The following is a 22449-nucleotide window of genomic DNA, read 5'->3' as shown; positions in this document are numbered from 1 at the left end:
TCTTTTATGATCGTTATCATCAAGGATGGTGATAAATAAGGGCTGATATATGCGCGCTCCCACGTTAGACCTGACACTGCTGCGTACTCTGGTGGCCATCGCAGACACCGGCAGTGTAACCGCCGCTGCAAAACGACTGGCGTACACCCAGTCCACCGTGAGCATGCAGCTACAGCGGTTAGAGGCGCAGCTATCGCTCACGCTGCACGAGCGAGAAGGACGGCGAATACGCTTTACTTCAGAAGGTGAGCGCTTACTCAGCCATGCCCGACGGCTATTAGCGCTTAATGATGAGGCGTGGAGCGATATGCAGGCGCGTCAGGTCACTGGGGATCTCACCTTGGGCATACCTGAAGATTATGCATCGCTACTGCCCTCGGTATTTGCCTATTTTCATCAGCTTTATCCTGCGGTCGGGTTGAAAGTGATCTGCGGTACCAGCACACATCTCGTCGAACAGGTGAAAGCCAAAGAGTTGGATTTAGCCCTGGTAACCCGGCAGCGTAACTCGCCAGGCGGCGATGTTATCCGCCGGGAGCCTTTGTTGTGGGCCGTGGGGATGAACCAGCAGCCGCTGCTTAGTGACCCGCTACCGCTGGCACTCTACTCACCGGGGGCCGATGTGTTTCGTGAAGTGGCTGAGCAGGCACTGCAATCAGCCGGGCGTAGCTGGCGGGTTGCCTATACTAGCCAGTCTATGGCGGGGCTGGCGCCGATTGTGACCGCTGGGCTGGCTATCGTGGTGGTGACTCGCAGCATGTTGACACCGGCACTGAGGCCGCTGGATGAGAGCAGCGGGCTGCCTGCGCTGCCAATGATTGAGCTAGCGCTCCACCGGGCGCCACACCGGCCTTCGGAACCTGTGCGCCGATTGGGGGAGCTAATACGTGAACAGTTGGCCGCGCCCGAGCAAGCGCAATAAGGTATTTCGCCAGTAACGTTTAGCGTTGATAGCCGCGGAGTGCTTTAATCGGCGCTAGGGAGCGTTACTGACTAGACTAAAAAGCAAATGCATTGGCTGTTAGGAGCACTACATGCACGAACTGGATCACTATATCTACCCGCATCGGATGCTGCACTGGTTGGTGGCTGGCGCGGTGTTGCTCTCCTTGGCCAGTGGTTTAACGTTAGGCTTTTTGGGTTATGAACGCACCATCGCTTTAGTTGGCAATATGCTCACGAACTTGCTGTATACCAGCCATAAGACGCTGGGCGTGCTGATCCTGCTGCTAATGACGCTGCGTATTATTACCCGTCTGGCCTTTGTGGTGCCTGATCATGAGCCGCCTTTGAACGCCTTCGAGCGAGTGGTGAGTAGCAGCGTTCATCATTTGCTCTATTTAGCGCTCATTATCATGCCTTTGTTGGGCTGGGCTGCAACGGCAAGCGGTGGATTCCCCGTTGAGTTTTTCCACTGGCATTTGCCAGGGTTAATTGGCGAACGCGAGCAGCTATCTGAACAGCTGTTTATGTGGCATGAACGTTTGGGGTGGGGCATTTTAGGGTTGCTGGTACTACATGTCGCAGGGGCCATATTCCATTGGAAAATCAAGCGCGATAACGTTATGAAGCGTATGAGCCTGTTTGATTAAGTGTTGTGAACGGTAGGGTGTGTAGAACGGTAGGGGGTATAGAGGAGTGAACAGCTGCAAATCGTGTCGAGTTTAGCCAGCATCACAACAGCCTTTTTTTTAATATATGTTATGGCTCAACTGCTGGGTAAGTCGTTGGATTAACTGCCCACTATGGCGCCAAAAATGCCAGTAAAGAGGCACCGCTAAAGAGTGACCGGGAGCAATACTGGTCAATTGGCCGCTCGCCATTAATTCGCCGACCTGCAATTGGGGCATCATGCCGTAACCGATCCCCGCTGCGGCTAAGCGCACAAACCCCTCTGAAGAAGGGCAGAGGTGGTAAGGAAAGCGGCCATGGTAACCGCACTGAGCCAGAAACTGATGCTGCAACTGATCATGAGGGCCGAAGACGATAGCCGGCGCCCGTTGGAAAGCCTCATCGTTGGGCCCATCCGGGAAGTGTCGCGCCACGTAATCGGGTGAGGCGAGCGGATGGTAGTGCATTTCGCCCAGCGCCACACAGCGTGCGCCGGCAATTGGCTGGGGGGTTGCGCACAGGCAGGCGGCTACATCGCCATCACGCAAGCGCTTGAGCCCGACATCCTGATCTTCGATCACTAGATCCAGCAGTACTCCCTCCTGCTGACAGATATGTGCGACGGCCTTAGCCCACCAGGTGACCAGGCTATCTGCATTGATAGCAATACGCAGGCGCGGAGCCTGATCATCCAGGGTGGGCAGGGAGCCCCGCAGATCTCGTTCTAATAGCTGCACTTGCTGATAGTGGGTTAACAATCTCTGGCCCGCAGGGGTGGGGGCTAAGTGCGGGTGTCGAACCAGCACCGGCTGGCCCAGGCGAACTTCCAGCGCTTTGATGCGCTGAGAGACGGCTGACTGCGAAAGCCCCAGTACATCGCCTGCACGCTCGAAACCGCCGCACTCCACCACGGTCGCTAAGGCGTGAAGCAGTTTGTAATCCAGCATGGTGGTGTTCCCACGACAGAATAAGTGACATAAAGCAAAAAAGAGCGATTAACTTCAGTATTGCTCTCTATTTAAACTTAAATAGGATTGAATCTCATAGGTCAATGAATTACATTTCAGACATGGCTAGCGCGCCCAAACCTCCCTGGTTGCCTAGCACTTTATGTGAGTAGTTTCTGTTACGCCATAGCCGAAAGGATACTGTCATGCCCGCCATCATGCTCCGTCGCCCTCTTGCTGGCATCGTTGCGCTTAGCGCGCTGATGCCTTTTACCTCAGTTTTTGCCGACACTGCCGCAGACGGTACTGTTAGCGCCGATGCCGTGGTGACCCACTACGCCGACCTGGCGCATGCCAATTACGCCGATGCGCTCAGCGCCGCCGAGGTGCTGAACGAGCGTATCGACGAATTGCTGGCCAACCCCACCGCCGAGACCTTGGAGGCTGCCAAACACGCTTGGCTGCAAGCGCGTATTCCTTATCAGCAGAGCGAAGTGTTTCGTTTCGGCAATGCTGTGGTAGACGATTGGGAAGGGCAGCTAAACGCCTGGCCCCTCGATGAGGGCATGATCGATTACGTCGAGGGCGATGACTATCAGCACGAACTGGGTAACGAAGGCGCCACCGCTAATATCATTGCCAACGAGCAAATCAATGTGGGTGGCGAAAGCCTGGACGTTAGCGAGATCACCCCGGAATTGCTCGCCGACTTGAATGAAATCGGCGGCTCGGAAGCCAACGTTGCCAGCGGCTACCACGCTATCGAGTTTCTGCTCTGGGGACAGGATCTAAACGGCTTTGAGGCAGGCAGCGGCGAACGCCCGGTGAGTGATTTTCAAACCGGCGACGATTGCACCCATGACAACTGCGACCGCCGTCGCACGTACCTGGACGCGGTATCCGACCTGTTAGTCGACGACCTTGAGTGGATGGTGGCCCAGTGGGCGCCGGAAACAGAGGGCAACTATCGCCAGGAACTGTTGGCGGAGAGCGATCAGGAGGGACTGCGCCGCATGCTGTTCGGCATGGGCTCGCTGTCCCTGGGTGAGCTGGCCGGTGAGCGCTTGAAGGTCGCTCTTGAAGCCAACTCTTTTGAGGATGAGCACGACTGCTTCAGCGACAATACCCACAACTCTCACTACTACAACGGTCAGGGTGTTCAGAATATCTATACCGGCACCTACCAGCGCCTTGACGGCAGCGTGGTCGAGGGGCCTTCGCTGCAAGACCTGCTGGTGCAGGAAGATAGCGAGCTGGCCGACGATCTTCGCCAACAGCTTGAAGCCACGATGGTACGCCTTGATGCGATCAAGCAGGCGGCAGAAGCCGAGAGCTCGCCAATGGCCTTCGACATGATGATCGCGCCGGGCAATGAGCAAGGCAGCGAACTGATCAATGAGGCGATTCTTACGCTCGTTGCACAAACAGGATCCATCGAACAGGCGGCTGGCGAGCTGGGCGTCACCTCCTTGCAGCCGGATGACGCTGGTCACCAGTTCTAAGACAGACTGGCGTTGCAATGTGAGCCGCCGGCAGCATCGCTGTCGTGCGGCTTTTGCTTTCCTGACAAGCGAGTAGGCACACAAGGTAGAGCGTGATGAGTCACTGTAGGTGTATTGTCTACCCCTGCCGTTATATTCGAGCTGGCATTTTCCTGATGCTGCTGGCAGCGCCGCTATATGCCAGTGAGTCACCGCCAATTCAAAAGACGCCCATGAGCGGCGGCGATGGGTCGGTGGAACAGTTCGACCACAACGCCTACTCGCTGCCGCTGGGTAATATGTCGATGACCAAGCGGCTGGATTTCAGCGTCGGCAATAGCTTCTTCCGCAACCCCTGGGTGGCCGCCCCCGCCAGCACCGAGGCCCGCGACGGCTTGGGCCCGCTATTCAATACCAATAGTTGCCAGGGCTGCCACATTAAAGATGGCCGGGGACATCCTCCGACGGGCGATGAAAACCCTATCGCGCTCTTTCTGCGTCTCTCTATGCCTTCCAGCCAAGCGGATCCGACTACGTTAGAACAGCGCGGCGCGCTTCCCGTGCCAAGCTACGGCCTGCAGTTACAAACGGCGGCCATTAGCGGTGCCGAACCGGAGGCCAAAATGCTGATCGAGTATCGCCCTCGGGAGGTGACGTTTGCCGATGGCACTAGCGTTACCTTGCAAGAGCCGCTTTACTCGATTGCCGAACCCGCCTACGGCGAGCTGCCCGAGGATCTGCAGACCTCACCGCGGCTGGCGCCGCCGATGATTGGTCTGGGTCTGCTGGAGGCGATTCCCGAAGCCGGTTTGCTGGCCGCCGCCGACCCTGACGACGCCGATGGCGACGGCATTTCCGGCCGTGCCAATCAGGTCTGGGATCTGCGTACGGGCAACACCGTTATGGGTCGTTTCGGCTGGAAAGCCGGCGAGCCCAGCATTGAGCAGCAAGGCCTGCATGCTTTTGCTGGCGATATGGGGCTGACCTCCAGCCTGGTGCCGCAAACCGACTGCACCCAGCGCCAGGGCTGCGATGAGTTTCCCAATGGCGGAACACCTGAGGTCAGCGATGACGTAGCCGACTTCGTGACCTTCTACGCCTCCAGCCTGGCAGTGCCCATGCGCCGCAACATGGATGACCCGGCGGTCAAACGGGGCGCCGACCACTTCAATGCCCTGGGCTGCGCCAGTTGCCATACACCTCGTCATCGCACCGCGGCGGATGTCGTACGCCCGGCGTTGGCGGATCAGATAATATGGCCCTATAGCGACCTGTTGTTACACGACATGGGCGATGCTCTGGCCGACCATCGCAGCGAGTTCAAGGCCGATGGCCGCGAATGGCGCACGCCGCCGCTGTGGGGGATTGGCTTGGCCCAAACGGTCAATCCTCGGGCGGGTTTTCTTCACGATGGTCGTGCTCGCACCCTGGAAGAGGCGATTCTCTGGCACGGTGGCGAGGCGGAAGAGGCCACCCAGGGCTATCGTGCCTTGCCCGAAGACCAGCGCGCTGAACTTATTCGTTTTCTTGAATCCCTATAAGGGTTGTTGAATTGTTGAAAGGCTTGATTGCCAAGGAGTTTATGTGATCGCATCTTTTCGCCGCTTGGGGTTGCTGGCCTGTACGCTCCTGGCGGCACCGCTCTCTTTTGCTGCGGACGCACCCACACCGCGGGATATTTGGCACGGCGCAGTGGAGCTGCAGTATGCCGAGCTGAGCGCCGCCTCCGAGCGCCTGGAGACTAGCGCCGCGCGTTTCTGTCAGGGCCCCGACGAAGCGCTCAGGCAGCGGCTGGAGAATGACTGGCTGAGCGCCTATCAGGCCTGGCAGGCGGTGCGCTTTATCCAGTTTGGCCCGGTTGAGCAGAACAGCCGGGGCTGGCAGCTGCAGTTCTGGCCGGATCGCAAAAACCTGGTGGGCCGTAAAGTGAACGGATGGTTAAAAGCCGCCGACGCGCCGGATGCCGAGGCGATTGCCGGTGACAGCGTGGCGATCCAGGGCTTTCCCGCCCTGGAGTACCTGCTGTATGACGATGCCATGGACCAGCAGGCCCTTGGCGAGCCTAATGCCTGTGCACTCATGCAGGCCATCACGACGCATATAGCGGATACCACCAGTGCGTTGCATCGCGATTGGCAAGCCTTTGGCGAGCACTATATTGATACCTCTGACGATACCCAGCGCTATACCGAGACTACGCTGGCCAGCGCTATCCAGGCCCTCGAACTGCTCGAAGATAAACGCCTTGGCGAGCCTATGGGCCTCAAAGGGGCCCCCGCCAACGGCTATCTGGCCGAAGCCTGGCGTAGTGGGCAGACGGTTCGTTTAGTAGAGAGCAGCCTGGAAGGTCTGCGTACCGGCTTCCTGCCCGGCCTCACCACGCTGCTTCGCGAGGCCGACGCGCTGCCCCTCGCCGAGGCGTTTCGTGATCAGTTGGATAAGACGCTCGCCCAGGCCAGCGAACTGCCGCCGGGCTTGGTGCCCGCCCTGGACGACGAAGCGGCGTTTCACGGTCTGCAGTCGCTTTACATCAATATCAGCCAGCTGCGCCATCTGCTGGGTAACGAGATCGCAGGCGAGCTTGGCCTGGTACGCGGCTTTAATTCCAGCGACGGGGACTAAGCCATGCAGCGACGCCAGATACTTAAGGTGGGCCTGGGCAGCGTGGCCATGGCGCTGACGCCGCTGAGTTGGGCGCTGCCTGCCCGTGAGGAGGTGGACTGGCTATTTAGCGCGGTGGATGATCCCAGCGGCGGGCATTTTATCGCCGGTGTGGCACTGGATGGTCAGACCCGCTTTATGATTGAGGTGCCGGAGCGCTGCCACGGCGGTTGCTTGCGGCCGGATTCACGCCAAGCGGTATTGTTTGCCCGCCGCCCCGGTACGCGGATGCACGTGATCGACGGCGACAGCCGCCAACTTGCCCACACCATCGCCGCCGGAGAGGGCTATCACTTCTACGGCCATGGCGTGTTCGACTTGAGTGGACGCTACCTGTATGTCACTGCCAATCGCCTGGAGGATAGCGCCGGGCTCGTACGGGTTTACGACGCTGCCAACGACTACGCCCATGTACGCGACATGCCGCTGGAGGGTATTGGCCCCCATGAGCTTCGGCTGATGCCGGATGGTGACTCCCTGGTGATTGGCTTGGGCGGCATTCAGACCCATCCCGACTACGGCCGGGTAAAGCTCAACCTGGACACCATGGCCCCGGCGCTGCTGCTGATGAATCGCCATAGCGGCGAGATTCTGGCCCGTCACGAACCTTCGCACCACCAGCTAAGCTGCCGTCATCTGGACGTGGCAGCAGACGGCACGGTGATTGCCGGGTACCAGTTCGAAGGCCCCGAGTGGGAGCCCCATCCGTTGATTTGCCGCCTGGATGCCGCCGGGCGCTTTTCGGAACTGGCGCTGCCCGATGAGGTCACGACCAGCCTGCGTCATTACACCGCCAGCGTTGCGTTTAGCCGTGTTTCGGCCAACGTTCTGATTACCGCTCCCCGCGGCAATCGGGTACTGCTACTGGATGCGGAGCAAGGCCGTCTGAACGCCAACCTGGAATTACCCGACGCCGCCGGTGCCCGCTGCGATGGTAACGGCGGCTTTCTGGTCTCCTCCGGTCAGGGCGGGCTCTACCGTGTAACGCCTGACACGGCAGCGCCCGAACTGCTCGCCAGCCTGGAACTCCGCTGGGATAACCATCTGACCTGATAGTACGTAGCACCATGTTGATTAACCATTTCGACTAGCCATCTTGATTAACCCTGTTGCATAACGCTTTCTTGGCAAGAGCTGCTGCTGATAGACTTCAGCGCCCTTTACAGGAAGGCAAGGAGCCCCATGGAACTGCTGCGCTTAGTATTTCATCACTACCGTTGGCCCTTTTTAGGTGCCATTGCTTTGAGCCTGCTGAGCGCTGGCTTAGGCGTGGGGGTGATTGCGTTTATCAATCAACGGCTTATTGAAGTAGGTAGTATGGCCGCGCTGCCGCAATTTCTAGGTCTGCTGGCGGTGCTACTGGCCGTTACGCTAAGTACGCAGTTGGCGCTGACCGTGCTGGGGCACCACTTTGTATTTGACCTACGTTCGCGGCTGGTGAAGCGGATTCTCGACACTGATATTGAGCGCTTGGAGCAGTTGGGTAACGCCACCCTACTGGCCAGTCTGTCCAGCGATGTGCGCAACATCACCATTGGTTTTGTGCGCCTGCCGGAATTGATACAGGGCGTGGTGCTAACGCTGGCCTCCATCACTTATTTGGCCTGGCTGTCACCCAAAATGGTGGTCATTACGATTGTCTGGATTGCGTTTACCATGAGTGTAGGCTGGGTGCTGGTGTCGCGTGTGTATCGCCACTTTCGCCTGGTGCGCGAAAGCGAAGACAGTCTATATAAAGATTTCCAGGCCGCCATAGAGGGGCGCAAAGAGTTGGCGCTGAACCGCGACCGTGCCCGACGTTTTTATGATGAGCGCTATACCGCCAATGCACGCGACTATCGTCACCACATTATTCGCGCTGATACCTACCATTTGAGTGCCAATAACTGGTCCAACATTATGATGTTGGGCGCCATCGGCGTGGTGTTTTTCCTCTCTAATGGGTTGGGGTGGGCCAACACCACGGTAGCCTCAACGTTTGCGTTGACGCTGCTGTTTTTGCGCACACCGCTGATTCAGGCGGTGGGCGCCTGGCCAACCTTAATTAGTGCTCAAGTGGCTTTTGATAAATTGAGCAGCCTGGAGTTAGCCGAGTACCAGTCAAGTTTTGCGGTAGACGATACGCTGGCCGATTGGCAACGCCTTGAGCTGGCAGAGGTCACCTACCACTACCCGGATACTGCCCAAGGCGAAGGTTTCCAGGTGGGGCCGCTTAATATGACTCTAGAGCGCGGTGAGCAGGTGTTTCTGATCGGCGGCAACGGCAGCGGTAAGTCGACCCTGGCTAGGCTGCTTTCCGGTTTATACCGCCCCCAAAGCGGTACTATTAAGATTGATGGGCAGGTGGTCACTACCGAACAGTGGGAAGCGTTCCGCGCCCGTTTTGCCAGCGTATTTACCGATTTCCACCAGTTTGATCAGACCATGGGCCCTGAAGGTCTGCCCGCTGACCCGCAGGTCGTTGATACCTGGCTTGAACGGCTGCAGATGCAGTACAAACTGCAGTGGGAGGGAGATCGCGTTATCAACACCCAGCTCTCCCAAGGCCAGCGTAAACGTCTGGCGCTGCTGCTGGCGATTGCCGAAAAGCGCGATATTTTACTGCTCGACGAGTGGGCGGCGGACCAGGATCCACAGTTCCGGCGGCTGTTCTACCGCGAGCTGTTACCGCACTTAAAAGCCATGGGCAAAACCGTGTTCGCTATTAGTCATGACGACAGCTACTTTGTCCACGCCGACCGGTTGCTGGAGATGTCGAAGGGGCAGTTAAGCGAGCTGACAGGCGAGCAGCGTGCGCGCGCGAGTGAAGATGCAGTCGCGCAAATAAATATCTAAACCGCGTTAACGCATAGCTGCGATTGATAAATACGTTTATTTAGCTTATGACAATAATTCCTCTTTGATATAGCATTTGTTCTCCTTCTGCGGCTTATGTTGTCGCAGCGACTGTCAACTGCTGCTAATAATAGAGGAAACGATATGTCTCGGCCTTCCCCCTCCTGGCGTACGCTTACTTTTGTCGTGCTCGGCGTCGTGCCGCTGCCTGGAGTTGTTTGGGGGCAATCCTCTCCCAATAACGATGCCTCGCTTGAGACAGTCACGGTGATCGGTGAAGCCACCGCAAGCGGTGATACTCTGGCGCCTGTGTTTGCCGGTGGCCAAGTGGCCACGGGTGCGCGTGTTGGCACCTGGGGGCAGCGCAATGCAGCCGATGTGCCGTTCAATGTGATTGGGTTTACCGCTGAGCTAATCGACAACCAGCAGGCGGAGACGCTGGCCGATGTGCTGATCAATGATGCATCGGTACAAAGCGGTTATGGCTATGGCAACTACGCCGAAAAGTTTCAAATTCGTGGCTTTGAACTTGATGGCGAAGACATCGCTTACGGCGGACTTTATGGTGTATTACCCCGTCAGGTGGTCGCGACCAATATTGCCGAACGTGTGGAGCTGTTTAAGGGGGCCAATGCCTTTGCCAATGGTGTTGCGCCCAGTGGCTCTGGTGTCGGTGGTGCTATCAACATTGAGCCCAAGCGTGCGTCGGATGAGCCACTCACGCAATTAACCACCGGGGTGGCTAGCAGCGGCTATGTTCAAAGTGGCCTAGAACTTGGACGGCGTTTTGGCGATGAGCATCAGTTTGGCGTTCGTGCCAGTATTGAGCGTGGCCGGGGTGAAGTCGCGATTGATGATGAAGAGCGTCGCGCAACCTCCGCCGTAGTGGGACTGGATTATCGCGGTGAACGCGGTCGTGCCTCGTTGGATATAGGGCATCAAGCTCACACAGTGAATGGCGGTCGTCCGGTGGTCAGGGTTGGAGCTGGCCTGATGAGCATCCCCGATGCTCCCTCAGCAAGTAGCAACTATGCGCCGGAGTGGGTCAATACCGAGTTGAAGACCAATTTTGCGATGTTGCGCGGTGAGTACGATGTTGCCGACAGTTGGACTGCCTATGCAGCGCTGGGTGGCAGCGACACTCGTGAAAGTGGTATGTATGCAACGCCTGTCGTGAATGTGGCGGATGGTTCCGCCATTATCGGGCAGATGGAAGTGCCTTATCGTGCTGAAAGTATTGGCGGGCAGGCTGGTTTGCGGGGCGCCTTTGATACAGGCGCGGTCAGCCACCAGTTGGACTTAGGCTATTCCAGCGTTTATCGCACTACTCGTTCGGCTTATGAGATGGTGCTGACTACTCCTAGCGATACCAACATTTATCAACCTGCCGATGTGCCGCTGCAAGCGCCAGATTGGGACGGCGGGGATATGAGCAACCCAAACTTACGTAGCCGTACTCGCAATAACGGCGTGTCGCTTTCCGATACCCTGGGCTTCCTGGATGATCGGCTGCTGTTGACCTTAGGCGCTCGTTATCAGGAGGTCGACGTGAGCAACTATGATTACGACGGCAACTTTGATGTTAACTTTAACGATACACGGCTTTCGCCTGTGTATGGCGTCGTAGTAAAACCGACTGACTCCCTATCGCTCTACGCCAACCATATCGAAGCGCTGCAACCGGGCGATACGGCGCCCACCACGGCGGTTAATGCAGGGCAGAGTATCGGCTTGGTTGAAGCCAAGCAGAACGAAATAGGCGCTAAACTCGATTTGGGTAATTTGGGTGGCAGTGTGAGCCTGTTTGAAATCGAACAGCCCAACGCCTTTATTGACCCTGAAACCAGCGTTTATGACTATTATGGCGAACAGCGCAATCGTGGCGTCGAGCTGAGCGTTTACGGTGAACCGCTGGACGGGCTGCGCCTGCTGAGTAGCGCCATGTGGATTGATCCTGAGCTGACCCGCACGGATGATGGCACTAACCAAGGCAATGATGCGGTGGGTGTGCCTGGCTATCGTTTAGTCGTGGGCAGTGAGTGGGATATTCCCCAGGCGCCGGGCTGGACACTCAGCGGCCGCGCCGTTCGCAATGGCAGCCAGTATTTAGACGCTGCAAACCAGCTTGAGGTAGAGGCCTGGACCCGCTGGGATCTCGGCGTTCGCTACGCGATGCCACTAAATACCAACACGCTCACCCTGCGTGCCAATATTGAAAACCTCACCGATGAGAACTACTGGGCTTCGGCAACCGGGGGGTATTTGACCCAAGGCGAGCCGCGCACGGTAAAGCTCTCTGCTTCGCTCGATTTCTAAATTATCTTCTAAGCTATCTTCTAAACCATCTTCTAAAAGCTATCTTCTAAATTATCCCTGGCGGGCTAGCAGCGCTTCGCTGAGCAGTTCAGCGAAGCGCACCGCCGATGGCAAACCCCCAAAACTCCATACGGCCGGTAGGCGAACGACTCGGTTTTCTTGCACCGCAGGTAAATGTTGCCATAACGCGTTGCTAGAAAAACCATTTTGCATGCCCACTGGCAGCGGCTCAACGACAACGATAGCCGCCTCTGAGTAAGCCAGCAGCTCTTCTAGAGCGGCCGTCGAAAAGCCCCACTGATTGGTGGGTTGTTGCCAAACGTTGGTAAGCCCCAAGCGTTCAATCACCGCCTGAAAAAGGCTCTGCTCGCCAAACACGCGTAGATGCCGTGCGTCGATAAACTGCACTACCAGCAACGGTGGCTGCTCCTCAAGCTGCGCTTTTTGTTGATCCAGGTACGTTTCGACGGTGTTGACCAGCGTAGCGGCTGCCGCCTGGTTACCGCTTAGCTCAGCTAGGCTATGAGTTGTGTTCTGCAGACGTTGCCATAAAGGCTCGCCAAGCTGATAGGTGCTTAACCCGGTGACAGGGGCAATGGCCTCAAGCTGGTCGCTTAAGCGCATAAACAGCGGCGAGAGTAGAATGTGATCAGGAGCCTGCTGGGCGATGAGTTCGCGGTTAGGCTGCGAGCGAAGGCCCACATCAAGCACGCCTTCGGGTAACGCCCCAGCCCCTGCCCAGCGCTGGTAGGGGGGAATCTCCGCTAAACCTACCGGTGGATGGTTAAGGGCGATCAACGTCTCGGCGATCGTCCAATCCAGGGTCACAACATCCACTGAAGCCATAACCTGGGTGTTAGCCAGAAAACCAACGCAGGCTAGCGCTAACAGCCCATTTGGCAGGTAACCTGTCATTGCGCCACGGCGATATTGTGCTCTCCGTTGGGGTGCTTCATGACCTGCATGGGGAGCCCGTAAATCGCTTCCAGCGTGCTATCGCACATCATGTCATTTGGGGAGCCGCAGGCCAGTAAACGACCGCTGTGCAACGCCATCAGCTCATCGCAGTAGCGAGAGGCCATGTTGATATCGTGCAGCACAATGATGACCCCCAGATTTAACTCATCACACAGCTTGCGGATCAGCGCCAACACTTCGATCTGGTGGGCGATATCCAGCGCCGCGAGCGGCTCATCTAGCAGCAGAAATCGGCTACCCTGCGCCAGTAGCATGGCCAGCCACACCCGCTGACGTTCACCACCGGAGAGCGTATCGACTAAGCGGTCAGCAAAGGCCTCGGTGTGGGTCAGGGCAATGGCGCGATCAATGGCGTCTTTGTCTTCCTGGTTATGGCGACCCAACAGGCCATGCCAAGGGTAGCGGCCAAAAGCCACCAGTTCTCGCCCGGTAAGGCTTTCAGCGCTGGGCAAATGCTGGGGCAGGTAAGCCACTTGGCGAGCGAACTCGCGGTTCCCCCAATCACTTAGCGGGCGTTGGTCAAAGTGAATCTCACCTTGGCTGACCGGCTGTTGCTGGGCCATCAGCTTTATCAGCGTCGACTTCCCCGAGCCGTTGTGGCCAATCAAGCCGTAAACCTTGCCTTCATGAAAGCTGTGGTCAATGGGATTGAGAATCGGCTTGCCATTGATTTCAAAAGTGGCACCTTTGACCTCGAACATGAATCACTCCTGACGATAGGGTTAATGATAATGGCCCATTCTAGTGCTAATAGTTCTCATTTTTAACAAAAAAATGAAATGATTTATACCGAGGAAGGGGGCGCAGCGGGTGAACCAGGGAGAACCGAGTCGGTGTGGCGTGTTGCTTGAGAGTCAAAATGGTTAGATAACAACCTTTACACGCTAATGAGAATCATATTTAATTGGTATGTTATCTTATATCAATATGATTGAAGGAGTCGAACATGCGAAAGGGGATTCATCCTGCCTATGACTACGTGGTGTTCCGCGACACCAGTTGCGGCGCCACTTTTCGGATCCGTTCCACCTGCACCTCAAAGCAGACGATTGTCTGGGATGATGGTAATACCTACCCAGTGATCGACCTGGATGTCTCTAGCGCCTCTCACCCTTTTTATACCGGTGAGCAACGCAGAGTATCCGCAGAGGGTCGGGTGGCGTGTTTCCAACAGCGTTTCGGTACGGTTTCGCGCCGCTCTTCTGACGCTAAATAGAGGATATAGCGTGCAAGTACTTAGCTCACTCAAGTCCGCCAAAAACCGCCATCCTGATTGCCAAGTGGTCAAACGTCGCGGGCGGCTCTATGTCATTTGTAAGGCCAACCCCCGCTTCAAAGCGCGCCAGGGAGGAAAGAACAAGAAATAAGCTGGGCATGTGTTCAGCAGTGACCGTTGTTTGCGTCTGCGAAACAAGGCGTGTGCTTAAGGAGCATGTTGCTCGTTTATCAGCAGGCCTTTAAACACGCTAGCAGTTGGCCATGCCTCTCGGGGTGTGCCGCAAGTAAGCTGTTCCATTGAGCAGGATTCGGCTCGCCCGCGAGATCCGTGACGGTGTAACCAGCCTCTCGGGCAATCACAATGCCGGCGGCGATATCCCAAAATTCAAGCTCCGCGCCCTGGGACCAAAAGGCATCAAAACGGCCCAGGCTGATGTAGGCGATCTCAAGCGCAGCTGAGCCGGGGCTGCGGATGCCAGCCACTTGGGGCATCAGCACGGCGAGTTGATCCAGGGTCTTGGTGCAGTCGCCTTTGGCATGGTAGGGCAGGCAAGTGCTCACCAGCATCTCGGTCATGGGGCGAGGAGAGGGCGTAGTGAGCTGTCGATCATTGAGAAAAGCCCCCATGCCCTGGACCGCCCAAAGTATTTCATCAAGCAGCGGTTGATAGACAACACCCATGACGAGCTCGTTACCCTTGGTGACCGCGATCGAAACCGAGAAGTGAGGCACTCCATGCAAAAAGTTGCTGGTGCCATCAAGGGGATCAATGATCACGGTATAGTCGCTATCGGTGGGTGTCAGGCCGCTCTCTTCGCCTAAGAAAGCGATATCGGGAAACGCGCTGCTGATACAGTCGATAATGATGTTTTCCGCTGCCGTATCGTAGTAGCTGACAAAGTCAGACGCCCCCTTTTGCTCAAAAGCGATCCGGCCCTTTTGCGAATACCCCTCGCGCAGCAGGGCACCAGCCTCATAGGCGGCTTGCTTTACCGTTTTGAGCAGGTCATTGCTGCTATCAAGCATTGTGTTTCTCCTGGGTGTCCGTCGCGCTAACGGTGCATGGCTGTTATTAAATCGTTTGATAAAGGTAAACAACCATTCATGACATGGCGATGACAGTGGCGTGCTTGAGTAGGCTCACTGGTACGAATCTATCGTGTTGCCGTCTTCAATAAGATGGCTGGCAAGGCTGTCAGCAAAGCGCCGGGCAGCAGGCAGTCCTCCCCAGGACCAATAGTTGACGGGAATAATCGTATAGTTTCCCTGTTCCACGCTCGGTAAGTGTCGCCACTGTCCATCGGAGAGTAGTTGCCTCACACCTCCGTCGGGGCCGTAGGGGCTGTCAAGAAACACCAATGTAGACTCAATATCAAACAGAGGCGTTGCGCTGACGGTTGTCATCCCCCATTGGCCTAAATCCCCCTGCCAGGCGTTCTGAAGGCCAAGGTGATTTAATACCATGCCTTCAACGCTTCCTGCGCCATAAACACGGGCATGGCGCTCATCCAACAGGCGCACCAGCAAAACAGGTGAATCGATATCATTAAGCGCTCGCTTTAGAGATGCGAAGTGCTCGTTGGACTGCTCGATATAATTTTCCGCAGCGGAAGGGTTGCCAGCCAAATCACCAAGCTGTCGCGTCAGCTCCTTGATCGTTTCCCAGCCGTTTGGGTCGCCATCGATATCGGCATGGTTATAAAGTGGGTACTCCTTTACACCAGCAATTTTTCTGAGTCTTGGCAGTAAGCTGGCATGAGCGGGCGGTGAAATCAGAATATGCTGTGGGGGATCGCTTGCCAGTAGCTCAAGATTAGGAAGATGACGAAAACCCAGGTTAGTCGTATTGGGAATAATGCCACTTTGCCGCGAGTATGTTTCATAACCTTCTAGACCCGACAGAAATCTAGGCGGGTTCCCAATTGCATTGAGGGTTTCCGCGATGGCGAAATCAAACGTAGCTAATGGCGCTACGCTGTTTTCGTTACTTGCAGACAATGCCTTGCTCATCATTAAACCGATCAGCAAGGCGACTGCCAAAGCGACGCTTTTCTGGCGTATAGAGCGATCAAACAGTTTCACGATCATGCCTGTTTTGTGTGGATAACAAAGCGCCATCATCACCACTGATAGGACGCCGTACCGACAAGACTGCGCGGTTCGCCATAGAAACACGCATAGGTGCAAGACTCGATATAGGTTTCATCGGTCAGGTTGGTCGCATTCAAGGAGAGTAACCATGGGCCCGTCTCATAGCTGACCATGGCGTCAACAAGAGTAAAATCGGGCACTTCGCCATCAAGATAAGCGTTAGGAAGCGTCGAGCCAACATAGCGTACACCCGCCCCCAGTTTTAGCCCTGGCAGACCGAAATCACTGAAGCGATAGTCACCCCATAGCGAGAACTGGTTGTAGGGGGCTTGACCGGTTCGTTCCCCGACTTTTTCGGGAGTGGCCGGGCTGCTTTTTGTGGTTCGGGCATCGGTGTAGGCATAGGCGGCGACCAGGTTGGTATTGAGGCCGATCTCCGTTTTGGCCTCCAGCTCGACGCCGCGGGAGCGCACTTCGCCTATTTGTGTCTGGAAAGTGGTGTCGACCGGGTCAGCGACCAGCATGTTTTCCTGGGTCAGTTCGTAAGCGGTAGCGGTTAACATAGTATCCCAGCCTTCTGGCTGGAAACGCAGCCCCAGCTCATACTGCTCACCTCGGGTCGGCTCGAACTGGTCGCCGTTGCGATCAGTACCCGTTGCCACCTCAAAGGATTGACTGAAGCTGGCGAAGGGCGCCAAACCATTCTCGGCCAGGTAAACGAACCCAACACGGCCAGTGAAGGCCTCATCATCCTGTTGCTGCTCCTGAGAAGGGTCGAAATAGCGAGACGCTTCGGTATCTGTCCAGTCCTGACGCCCGCCCAGCATGACGACCCATTTATCGGCAATCTTCATCTGGTTCTGAAGATACAGCCCAACCTGCTCCTTACGGCTCACATTGGAATATGGATTGGGGACACTCTCACCCAGTTCCCCACTTCCATAGACAGGGCTGAAGAGATCCAGGGCAGGGACAGTCTGCTGGTAACGTTCTGTTTCGTGGCGCTGGCGGACGTAGTCAAGGCCGACCAGTGATGTGTTGGTTGTTGCTCCGGCCTCCCAGTCATACTGCAAGGATGTATCGGAGGTGACTGCCCTGGATGCATCGCGGCGGTCATGGGCGGTTCTGGAAAACAGTCGCCCAGCGGCGCTTTGAGGTTGCTGAACAATACCGACGTTGTCGAAGTTTCTATCCGAGTGGAAACTGCGAAAATTGTGACTGAGTTTCAGGCGATTGGAAAAGTCATGCTCGAACAGGTAGCCGAGGGAGTAACTCTCGTTATCGTAGTCGTCGAAGCCGGGCTCGCCAGCGAATCGCTCCCGAGGAATCTTTCCGTTGGGGTTGGGTAGAATGGTGCCGCTGGCGGGTAGTCCATAGATATAAGTTGTCTCGTCCCGCTGATACTCGCTGAGCAGGGTCAGCGAGGTATCCTCGTTCGGCTGCCACTTAAAAGCAGGCGCGATGTAGGTGCGATCATCGGGCACATGGTCGATAAAGGTGTTGCTTTCGCGGCGCAGCATGGTTAAACGGTATGAAAACTCACCGTCTTCATCCAGCGAGTCGGAGAAGTCTGCAGAGACTTGGCGCCGATCAAAACTGCCTACCTCGAGATTAACTTCGCGCAAGGGCTCGCGGGTAGGGCGTTTACTGACCGCATTGATCAATCCCCCAGGAGACGCCACACCATACAGAATTGACGAGGGTCCCTTGAGTACCTCCAACCGCTCCAGGCCATAGAGTTCCTGCTGGGCATCGAACACATTGGCTTGGTATTTGCTGCCATCCCGGTAGCTGTTATACACACTGAAACCGCGGATCATCATGCTGTCATGGGTTGTATCGGCACCTCCCCCGCCATAGGCGCTTGCCACGCCAGCCGTATAGCCCAGCGCTTGGTTCACGTTGCGCGCGCCATAATTGCGGAATTCCTGACTACTGACCACTGAGATGGATTGTGGCGTTTCAATGATTGGCGTATCGGTTTTGGTGCCTGTCGCGCTGCGGGTGGCAGCAATACCATGCACAGGCCCTGTCGCTTCTTCATAAAGACGACTTTCTGTGACCTGCAGTGTAGGTAACGAGGTTGAAGATTCACCGCCTGACGAAGGTGCCAGCGCAGCGTCCTGCGCCACGACAACAGCCGACGCGCTGCAGGTAGCGACAGCAATGGCGATTGTCAGCCCCCGCTTGCGGAAAGTGGGATGGTGCACGAATGTTCTCCTTGCGTTAATATTTTCTATTATTACGAATATTAATCGTTATTATTTGTATTATGAATGGCTTATGGGTGAAGTCAATGCATTGCGGGTTTCTGGAGAGGGGAGGCCAAGGAGAAAACGCTTTACGCATAGGAAGGGCGGGAAGGACTCTATGTAGCCGTTCTATCAACCAGCATATCGTTATAAAAAGTGGGTTAGCTCGCACCGGTTGACTTACTGAGGGTTAACGCAAATAATAATTGTTGCCATTTATTTCGTGGTGCTAATTCAGGCAGGAGGCCAAGCAGTGAATACCCAGACCTGGAGCGCTGAGTTAGAAGACATCTTCGTTAATCAGCGGCCTAGGCTCTGCTGTGTCGCTGCAAGAGTATTGGGCAGTGCTGATCAAGCCGATGATGTTGTGCAGGATGCCTATCTGAAAATTTCAGAAGCAACCACGCTTTTTGAGGTAAAACAGCCCATATCCTACGTGTCACGGGTGGTGCGCAACCTCGCCATTGACCGCTGCCGACGTTCCGCGTTTGAGTCAGCGCTGTTTGCAAAAGCAGAGGAGGGGGATAACGCCTCTTGCGCGTCACACTCACCTGAGGTGATTGCGATTGATCGCCAGGCCTTGGCCCAGGTGGTTGAAGCGTTGGACGAGCTGCCAGAACGTACGCGCCGCGCCTTTGAACTCTATCGATCGGGAAGCCATACCCAGCGGGAAGTGGCGCTACAGCTAGGTGTTTCTACCACGTCAGTTAACTTTATGATTCGCGATGCACTGACTCATTGCCGCCGGTCGCTACGAGGTCAGATGTTGCCAGATCGGTAAGCCCACGTTCCGTCCCCACTTTGTGGTCGCTTTGTTACACTGTCAACGAATAACGATAGCGTTGAAAACCCTCGGCGCTTACCAAGTAAGTTGACTGATGGCAGGCAGCAGTAGCGAGGTTTGACGGTAACGATGGATAACAACAGTGGCGATGATAGCGTTTGGCAAACGGCGCTGGACTGGCTGATGCGTGAGCATGAAAAGACGTTAAGTGACGCTGACCGTGACGCGTTCCATGCGTGGTTGGCGGCTTCTTCCCAGCATCGCCAAGTGTTTCATGAAGCGGAACAACTCTGGCTGCTAACAGGGCTGATCCCAAGTGATGATGAGCGCAACTGATACGCCACGGTTTTTTGCTCCCTTTTTTTTAATCCCCCCTTAGATTGTCAGGCTAGCTAAATGTGCGCGAGCTAAAGCTGATGCCCACCGGTGCCATTTTAGCTTGGCAAAGGTAATGCCGACGAACTGGCGCCCCCCTCCCTTTATTTTTCTATTTTCTTCCCTCCAACACTAAATTTTCTAGCGTCTCACTCGTCGTTAAGTAATGAGAAGCAATTGCGTTTTATTTCTCATTCCTTAGGCAACGATGAGGTTAGACCCATGACAAGCTGTTTTGATCGTGAAGATGGTGTTTTCCGCGTATTAGTCAACCACGAAGAGCAGTACTCCCTATGGCCAGAGTGGAAGGCAATTCCTGCCGGTTGGACGGATACCGGCGTGCTTGGCGATAAGCCAACCTGCTTAGCCTACGTCGAAAAGACCTGGACCGATATGCGGCCACTTTCGCTGCGCCAATGGATGGATGAGCAGGCCAGCGCCGAGGCGGAGCAGGTGAATGCAGGTTAAGCGTTTAAGGCTGCTCTGCCTGCCCTGCGCCGGGGCCAGCGCCACCATGTATCTGCGCTGGAAACGCCAGTTGCCCGCCTGGGTCGAGGTATGTCCCGTCGAATTGCCTGGGCGTGGCGAACGCCTGGGTGAGCCGCTGATCGGCGACTTCGAGACCCAGGTGGTACGGCTGTGCGAAGAGCAGGCAACGCGGATGCGAGGCGATTTTGCCCTGTTCGGCCACAGCATGGGGGCACTGCTGGCCTACGGCATGGCGGCACGCCTGCGCGATGTGGGGCGCCCTCAGCCACGGATGCTATTCGCCTCGGGCAGTGCGGCCCCTTCGATGCGCGACCCGGAGCGCTTGGCGGGGCTGGATAATGACGAGGCCCTAATCGCTGATCTGCGCCAACAGGGCGGTACTCCAGAGGAGGTGTTCGAAAGCCCCGAGCTGCTGCGTCTCACCCTGGATGTGTTGGCGGCGGACTACCGGCTCTGTCGCAGTTTCCGCTATCGCGGCGGGCAGCCGCTTGCATACCCCCTACAGGTACTCGCTGGGCGCGAAGACGATATTGACAGAGAGCGCTTGGAAGCGTGGCAGCGGGAAGCGGGCGGAGCATTCTCATTAGATTGGTTCGAAGGCGGCCACTTCTTTATTCGCCAGCAGCAGGCGCAAGTGCTGGCGACCATCGAACGGGCGCTGGCCCGACGGTTAGAGGAGGTGCCCCATGCAGCGCCTGCGGTTAGCTGAAGGGGTGCCCGAAGGGCTTGAGGTTTGGTGCCTAGCGCTTGACCTTAACGCCCCGGTAGCCGACGACGATGCTCGACTGCTGAGCCGAGCTGAGTGGCAGCGCGGCCAACGGCTCCGCCATCACGCCGATGTCGTGCGCGCCGTGGCGACACGCGCTGCCCTGCGGCGGCTGCTATCAGCGCACACCGGTATAGCACCAGAAAAGCTGGTGTTCACCCGGAACGCCTACGGCAAACCAGCGCTGGAAGGCGGTGATGGGCCTGCCTTCAGTGTCTCCCACTCTGGCAATGTCGCCTTGATCGCGCTCGCTCCCGGCGGCGCGGTGGGGGTCGATATTGAGCGTCGCCGACCCGAGGCCGAACTGGCGCCGCTACACGGGTTGGTGCTATCGCCTAGCGAGCAGCGCGACCACATTAGCGGCGCCACGCTGCCCTTTATGGAGCGCTGGGTGGTTAAAGAAGCGGTGCTCAAAACCTTGGGGTTAGGAATCGCTGACCATCTACAGGCGCTCTCGGTTAGCCCATCTCCAGTGCCACCCACTAGCTACTGCCTCGAGCACTCGCTTCCCGTTTTGTCACCTTTGCAAGCATGGCCGCTGCCCGCGCCGAGTGGCTATGCCGCTGCCCTGGGCTATGCAAAGAGCTATGTCCAGAGCGAACGCTACTCAACGACTTTTTAGGAGATCAATAATGGACAGCCAAAGCGCAACACCCACGCAACAACCCAACACCGTACCCGAACGTCAGGGGCCAACTGATTCAGAGCTGCCCATTATGATTTCCCCCACCTACCCGGGGCAGCCGCTGCTGGAAGCCTTTGGCGATTTTCGTGCGGATATCGAGTCTCTGGTGACCAGGGTGGGCGGCGTGCTACTGAGAGGTTTCGATGTTCCCTCCGTTGACGATTTTCAGCAGTTTGCCGCTGCGTTTGGCCATCCGCTGCTGAGTTATGAGTTCGCTTCCACGCCACGTTCAGCGGTGTCATCGGGCATTTATACCTCCACCGAATACCCCGCTCACCAACATATTCCCCTACACAACGAGCAGGCCTATACCCGCGAGTGGCCGATGAAAATCTGGTTCCACTGTGTCACCGCTTCCCCTGAAGGGGGAGAGACCCCGATTGCCGATAGCCGCGCTATTTACCGCCGCATGCCAGCAGAGATCCGCGAGCGCTTTGCCCCCGGCATTCTCTACGTACGCAACTACGGCGATTTCGATATGCCTTGGCAAAAGGTGTTTAACACCGAAGACCGCGCCGAAGTGGAGGCATTCTGCCAACGCGCGGGGATTCGCTGTGAGTGGAAACCCGACGGCGATCTGCGCACCACCCAGCTATGCCAAAGCATAGAGACCCATCCGGTCACCGGTGAGCAGGTGTGGTTTAACCAAGGCCATCTTTTCCATGTCTCCAACCTGCAGCCAGAAGTGCGTGAATCGCTGGAAGAGCTGCTTGACCCAGAAGACATGCCGCGCAACGTTTTCTTTGCCGATGGCAGCCCCATTGACGATGCCATTTTCGATGAGATCCGCGGCGTCCTGGCCGACGAAACGGTGATGTTCCCCTGGCAGGCGGGCGATGTGCTGATGCTCGACAACATGCTGGTCGCCCATGCGCGCACGCCGTTTAAAGGGCCGCGCAAAGTCGTCGTCGCCATGGCGGAAGGTCACGGCAACCTCTCCAAAGACTGAAGATAACGGCT

Annotated in this window: 22 protein-coding genes; 16 read left to right on the top strand and 6 right to left on the bottom strand. The window is 56.6% G+C overall.

Features of this window, described 5'->3' with window-relative positions; translation table 11 throughout:
- Positions 1 to 49: 49 nt before the first annotated feature.
- Together QT230_RS04220 and QT230_RS04215 are read left to right on the top strand one after the other, a co-directional pair.
- Positions 50 to 922 (top strand): LysR substrate-binding domain-containing protein, encoded by an 873-nt coding sequence (locus tag QT230_RS04220; protein ID WP_308320319.1) that lies wholly within the window; start codon positions 50 to 52, stop codon positions 920 to 922.
- A gap of 112 nt (positions 923 to 1034) precedes the next feature.
- Positions 1035 to 1592 carry a cytochrome b gene (locus tag QT230_RS04215; RefSeq protein ID WP_308320317.1) on the top strand — a complete coding sequence of 186 codons (558 nt, stop codon included), beginning with the start codon at positions 1035 to 1037 and terminating at the stop codon, positions 1590 to 1592.
- Between the two features lie 99 nt (positions 1593 to 1691).
- Here the strand turns inward: QT230_RS04215 and QT230_RS04210 are convergent, their stop codons facing one another.
- Positions 1692 to 2558: a LysR family transcriptional regulator ArgP gene (locus tag QT230_RS04210; RefSeq protein WP_308320316.1), complete on the bottom strand. Its 867-nt coding sequence runs from the start codon at positions 2556 to 2558 to the stop codon at positions 1692 to 1694.
- Positions 2559 to 2764: 206 nt separating this feature from the next.
- Here QT230_RS04210 and QT230_RS04205 point away from each other — a divergent pair, with 206 nt between their 5' ends.
- From QT230_RS04205 to QT230_RS04180, 6 genes are all read left to right on the top strand, one after another.
- Complete coding sequence (locus QT230_RS04205) at positions 2765 to 4060, top strand: imelysin family protein (protein WP_308320315.1); 1296 nt, start codon at positions 2765 to 2767, stop codon at positions 4058 to 4060.
- 95 nt (positions 4061 to 4155) lie between these two features.
- Complete coding sequence (locus tag QT230_RS04200) at positions 4156 to 5580, top strand: di-heme oxidoredictase family protein (protein ID WP_308320314.1); 1425 nt, start codon at positions 4156 to 4158, stop codon at positions 5578 to 5580.
- 43 nt (positions 5581 to 5623) lie between these two features.
- Positions 5624 to 6661: an imelysin family protein gene (locus tag QT230_RS04195; RefSeq protein WP_308320313.1), complete on the top strand. Its 1038-nt coding sequence runs from the start codon at positions 5624 to 5626 to the stop codon at positions 6659 to 6661.
- Between the two features lie 3 nt (positions 6662 to 6664).
- Positions 6665 to 7753, top strand: coding sequence for a DUF1513 domain-containing protein (locus tag QT230_RS04190; protein WP_308320312.1), 1089 nt, complete (start codon positions 6665 to 6667; stop codon positions 7751 to 7753).
- Between the two features lie 129 nt (positions 7754 to 7882).
- The gene (locus QT230_RS04185) at positions 7883 to 9535 is read left to right on the top strand and encodes a multidrug ABC transporter permease/ATP-binding protein (protein WP_308320311.1); all 1653 of its coding nucleotides are present in this window, start codon (positions 7883 to 7885) and stop codon (positions 9533 to 9535) included.
- Between the two features lie 144 nt (positions 9536 to 9679).
- Positions 9680 to 11851, top strand: a complete 2172-nt coding sequence (locus QT230_RS04180; protein WP_308320310.1) for a TonB-dependent siderophore receptor — start codon at positions 9680 to 9682, stop codon at positions 11849 to 11851.
- Positions 11852 to 11902: 51 nt separating this feature from the next.
- On the opposite strand, the gene QT230_RS04175 is transcribed toward QT230_RS04180, so the two are convergent.
- Positions 11903 to 12766, bottom strand: coding sequence for an ABC transporter substrate-binding protein (locus tag QT230_RS04175; RefSeq protein WP_308320309.1), 864 nt, complete (start codon positions 12764 to 12766; stop codon positions 11903 to 11905).
- A complete protein-coding gene (locus QT230_RS04170; RefSeq protein WP_308320308.1) occupies positions 12763 to 13530 on the bottom strand; it encodes an ATP-binding cassette domain-containing protein in 768 nt (255 codons plus the stop codon). Before QT230_RS04170 ends, QT230_RS04175 begins: the two co-directional genes overlap by 4 nt.
- 245 nt (positions 13531 to 13775) lie before the next feature.
- Between QT230_RS04170 and QT230_RS04165 the strand changes: the two genes are divergently transcribed.
- Entirely contained in the window at positions 13776 to 14045 is a 270-nt protein-coding gene (locus QT230_RS04165; RefSeq protein ID WP_308320307.1) for a type B 50S ribosomal protein L31, read from the top strand.
- A 10-nt stretch (positions 14046 to 14055) separates the two neighbouring features.
- Positions 14056 to 14196, top strand: a complete 141-nt coding sequence (ykgO, locus tag QT230_RS04160; RefSeq protein ID WP_308320306.1) for a type B 50S ribosomal protein L36 — start codon at positions 14056 to 14058, stop codon at positions 14194 to 14196.
- Positions 14197 to 14275: 79 nt separating this feature from the next.
- Here the strand turns inward: ykgO and QT230_RS04155 are convergent, their stop codons facing one another.
- From QT230_RS04155 to QT230_RS04145, 3 genes are all read right to left on the bottom strand, one after another.
- Complete coding sequence (locus QT230_RS04155) at positions 14276 to 15073, bottom strand: inositol monophosphatase family protein (RefSeq protein ID WP_308320305.1); 798 nt, start codon at positions 15071 to 15073, stop codon at positions 14276 to 14278.
- A gap of 114 nt (positions 15074 to 15187) precedes the next feature.
- Positions 15188 to 16168: an ABC transporter substrate-binding protein gene (locus QT230_RS04150; RefSeq protein ID WP_308320772.1), complete on the bottom strand. Its 981-nt coding sequence runs from the start codon at positions 16166 to 16168 to the stop codon at positions 15188 to 15190.
- Positions 16168 to 18348, bottom strand: a complete 2181-nt coding sequence (locus QT230_RS04145; protein ID WP_308320304.1) for a TonB-dependent siderophore receptor — start codon at positions 18346 to 18348, stop codon at positions 16168 to 16170. Before QT230_RS04145 ends, QT230_RS04150 begins: the two co-directional genes overlap by 1 nt.
- A gap of 295 nt (positions 18349 to 18643) precedes the next feature.
- Between QT230_RS04145 and QT230_RS04140 the strand changes: the two genes are divergently transcribed.
- The 6 genes from QT230_RS04140 to QT230_RS04115 all read left to right on the top strand — a co-directional run bounded on the left by QT230_RS04140 (position 18644) and on the right by QT230_RS04115 (position 22438).
- Positions 18644 to 19171, top strand: coding sequence for an RNA polymerase factor sigma-70 (locus tag QT230_RS04140; protein ID WP_308320303.1), 528 nt, complete (start codon positions 18644 to 18646; stop codon positions 19169 to 19171).
- Between the two features lie 132 nt (positions 19172 to 19303).
- A complete protein-coding gene (locus QT230_RS04135) occupies positions 19304 to 19510 on the top strand; it encodes a DUF4880 domain-containing protein (RefSeq protein WP_308320302.1) in 207 nt (68 codons plus the stop codon).
- A 261-nt stretch (positions 19511 to 19771) separates the two neighbouring features.
- Positions 19772 to 20017, top strand: coding sequence for an MbtH family NRPS accessory protein (locus QT230_RS04130; RefSeq protein WP_064236157.1), 246 nt, complete (start codon positions 19772 to 19774; stop codon positions 20015 to 20017).
- On the top strand, positions 20007 to 20747 hold the full coding sequence (locus tag QT230_RS04125) for an alpha/beta fold hydrolase (RefSeq protein WP_308320301.1): 741 nt from the start codon (positions 20007 to 20009) through the stop codon (positions 20745 to 20747). The genes QT230_RS04130 and QT230_RS04125 overlap by 11 nt, the downstream gene beginning before the upstream one ends.
- Complete coding sequence (locus tag QT230_RS04120; protein WP_308320300.1) at positions 20725 to 21426, top strand: 4'-phosphopantetheinyl transferase superfamily protein; 702 nt, start codon at positions 20725 to 20727, stop codon at positions 21424 to 21426. The genes QT230_RS04125 and QT230_RS04120 overlap by 23 nt, the downstream gene beginning before the upstream one ends.
- Positions 21427 to 21436: 10 nt before the next feature.
- Entirely contained in the window at positions 21437 to 22438 is a 1002-nt protein-coding gene (locus QT230_RS04115; RefSeq protein ID WP_308320299.1) for a TauD/TfdA family dioxygenase, read from the top strand.
- Positions 22439 to 22449: the final 11 nt, after the last annotated feature.

This window comes from Halomonas sp. SpR8 (assembly GCF_031010195.1).
Lineage (GTDB): Bacteria > Pseudomonadota > Gammaproteobacteria > Pseudomonadales > Halomonadaceae > Vreelandella.
This window is presented reverse-complemented; position numbering and strand designations above follow the sequence as displayed.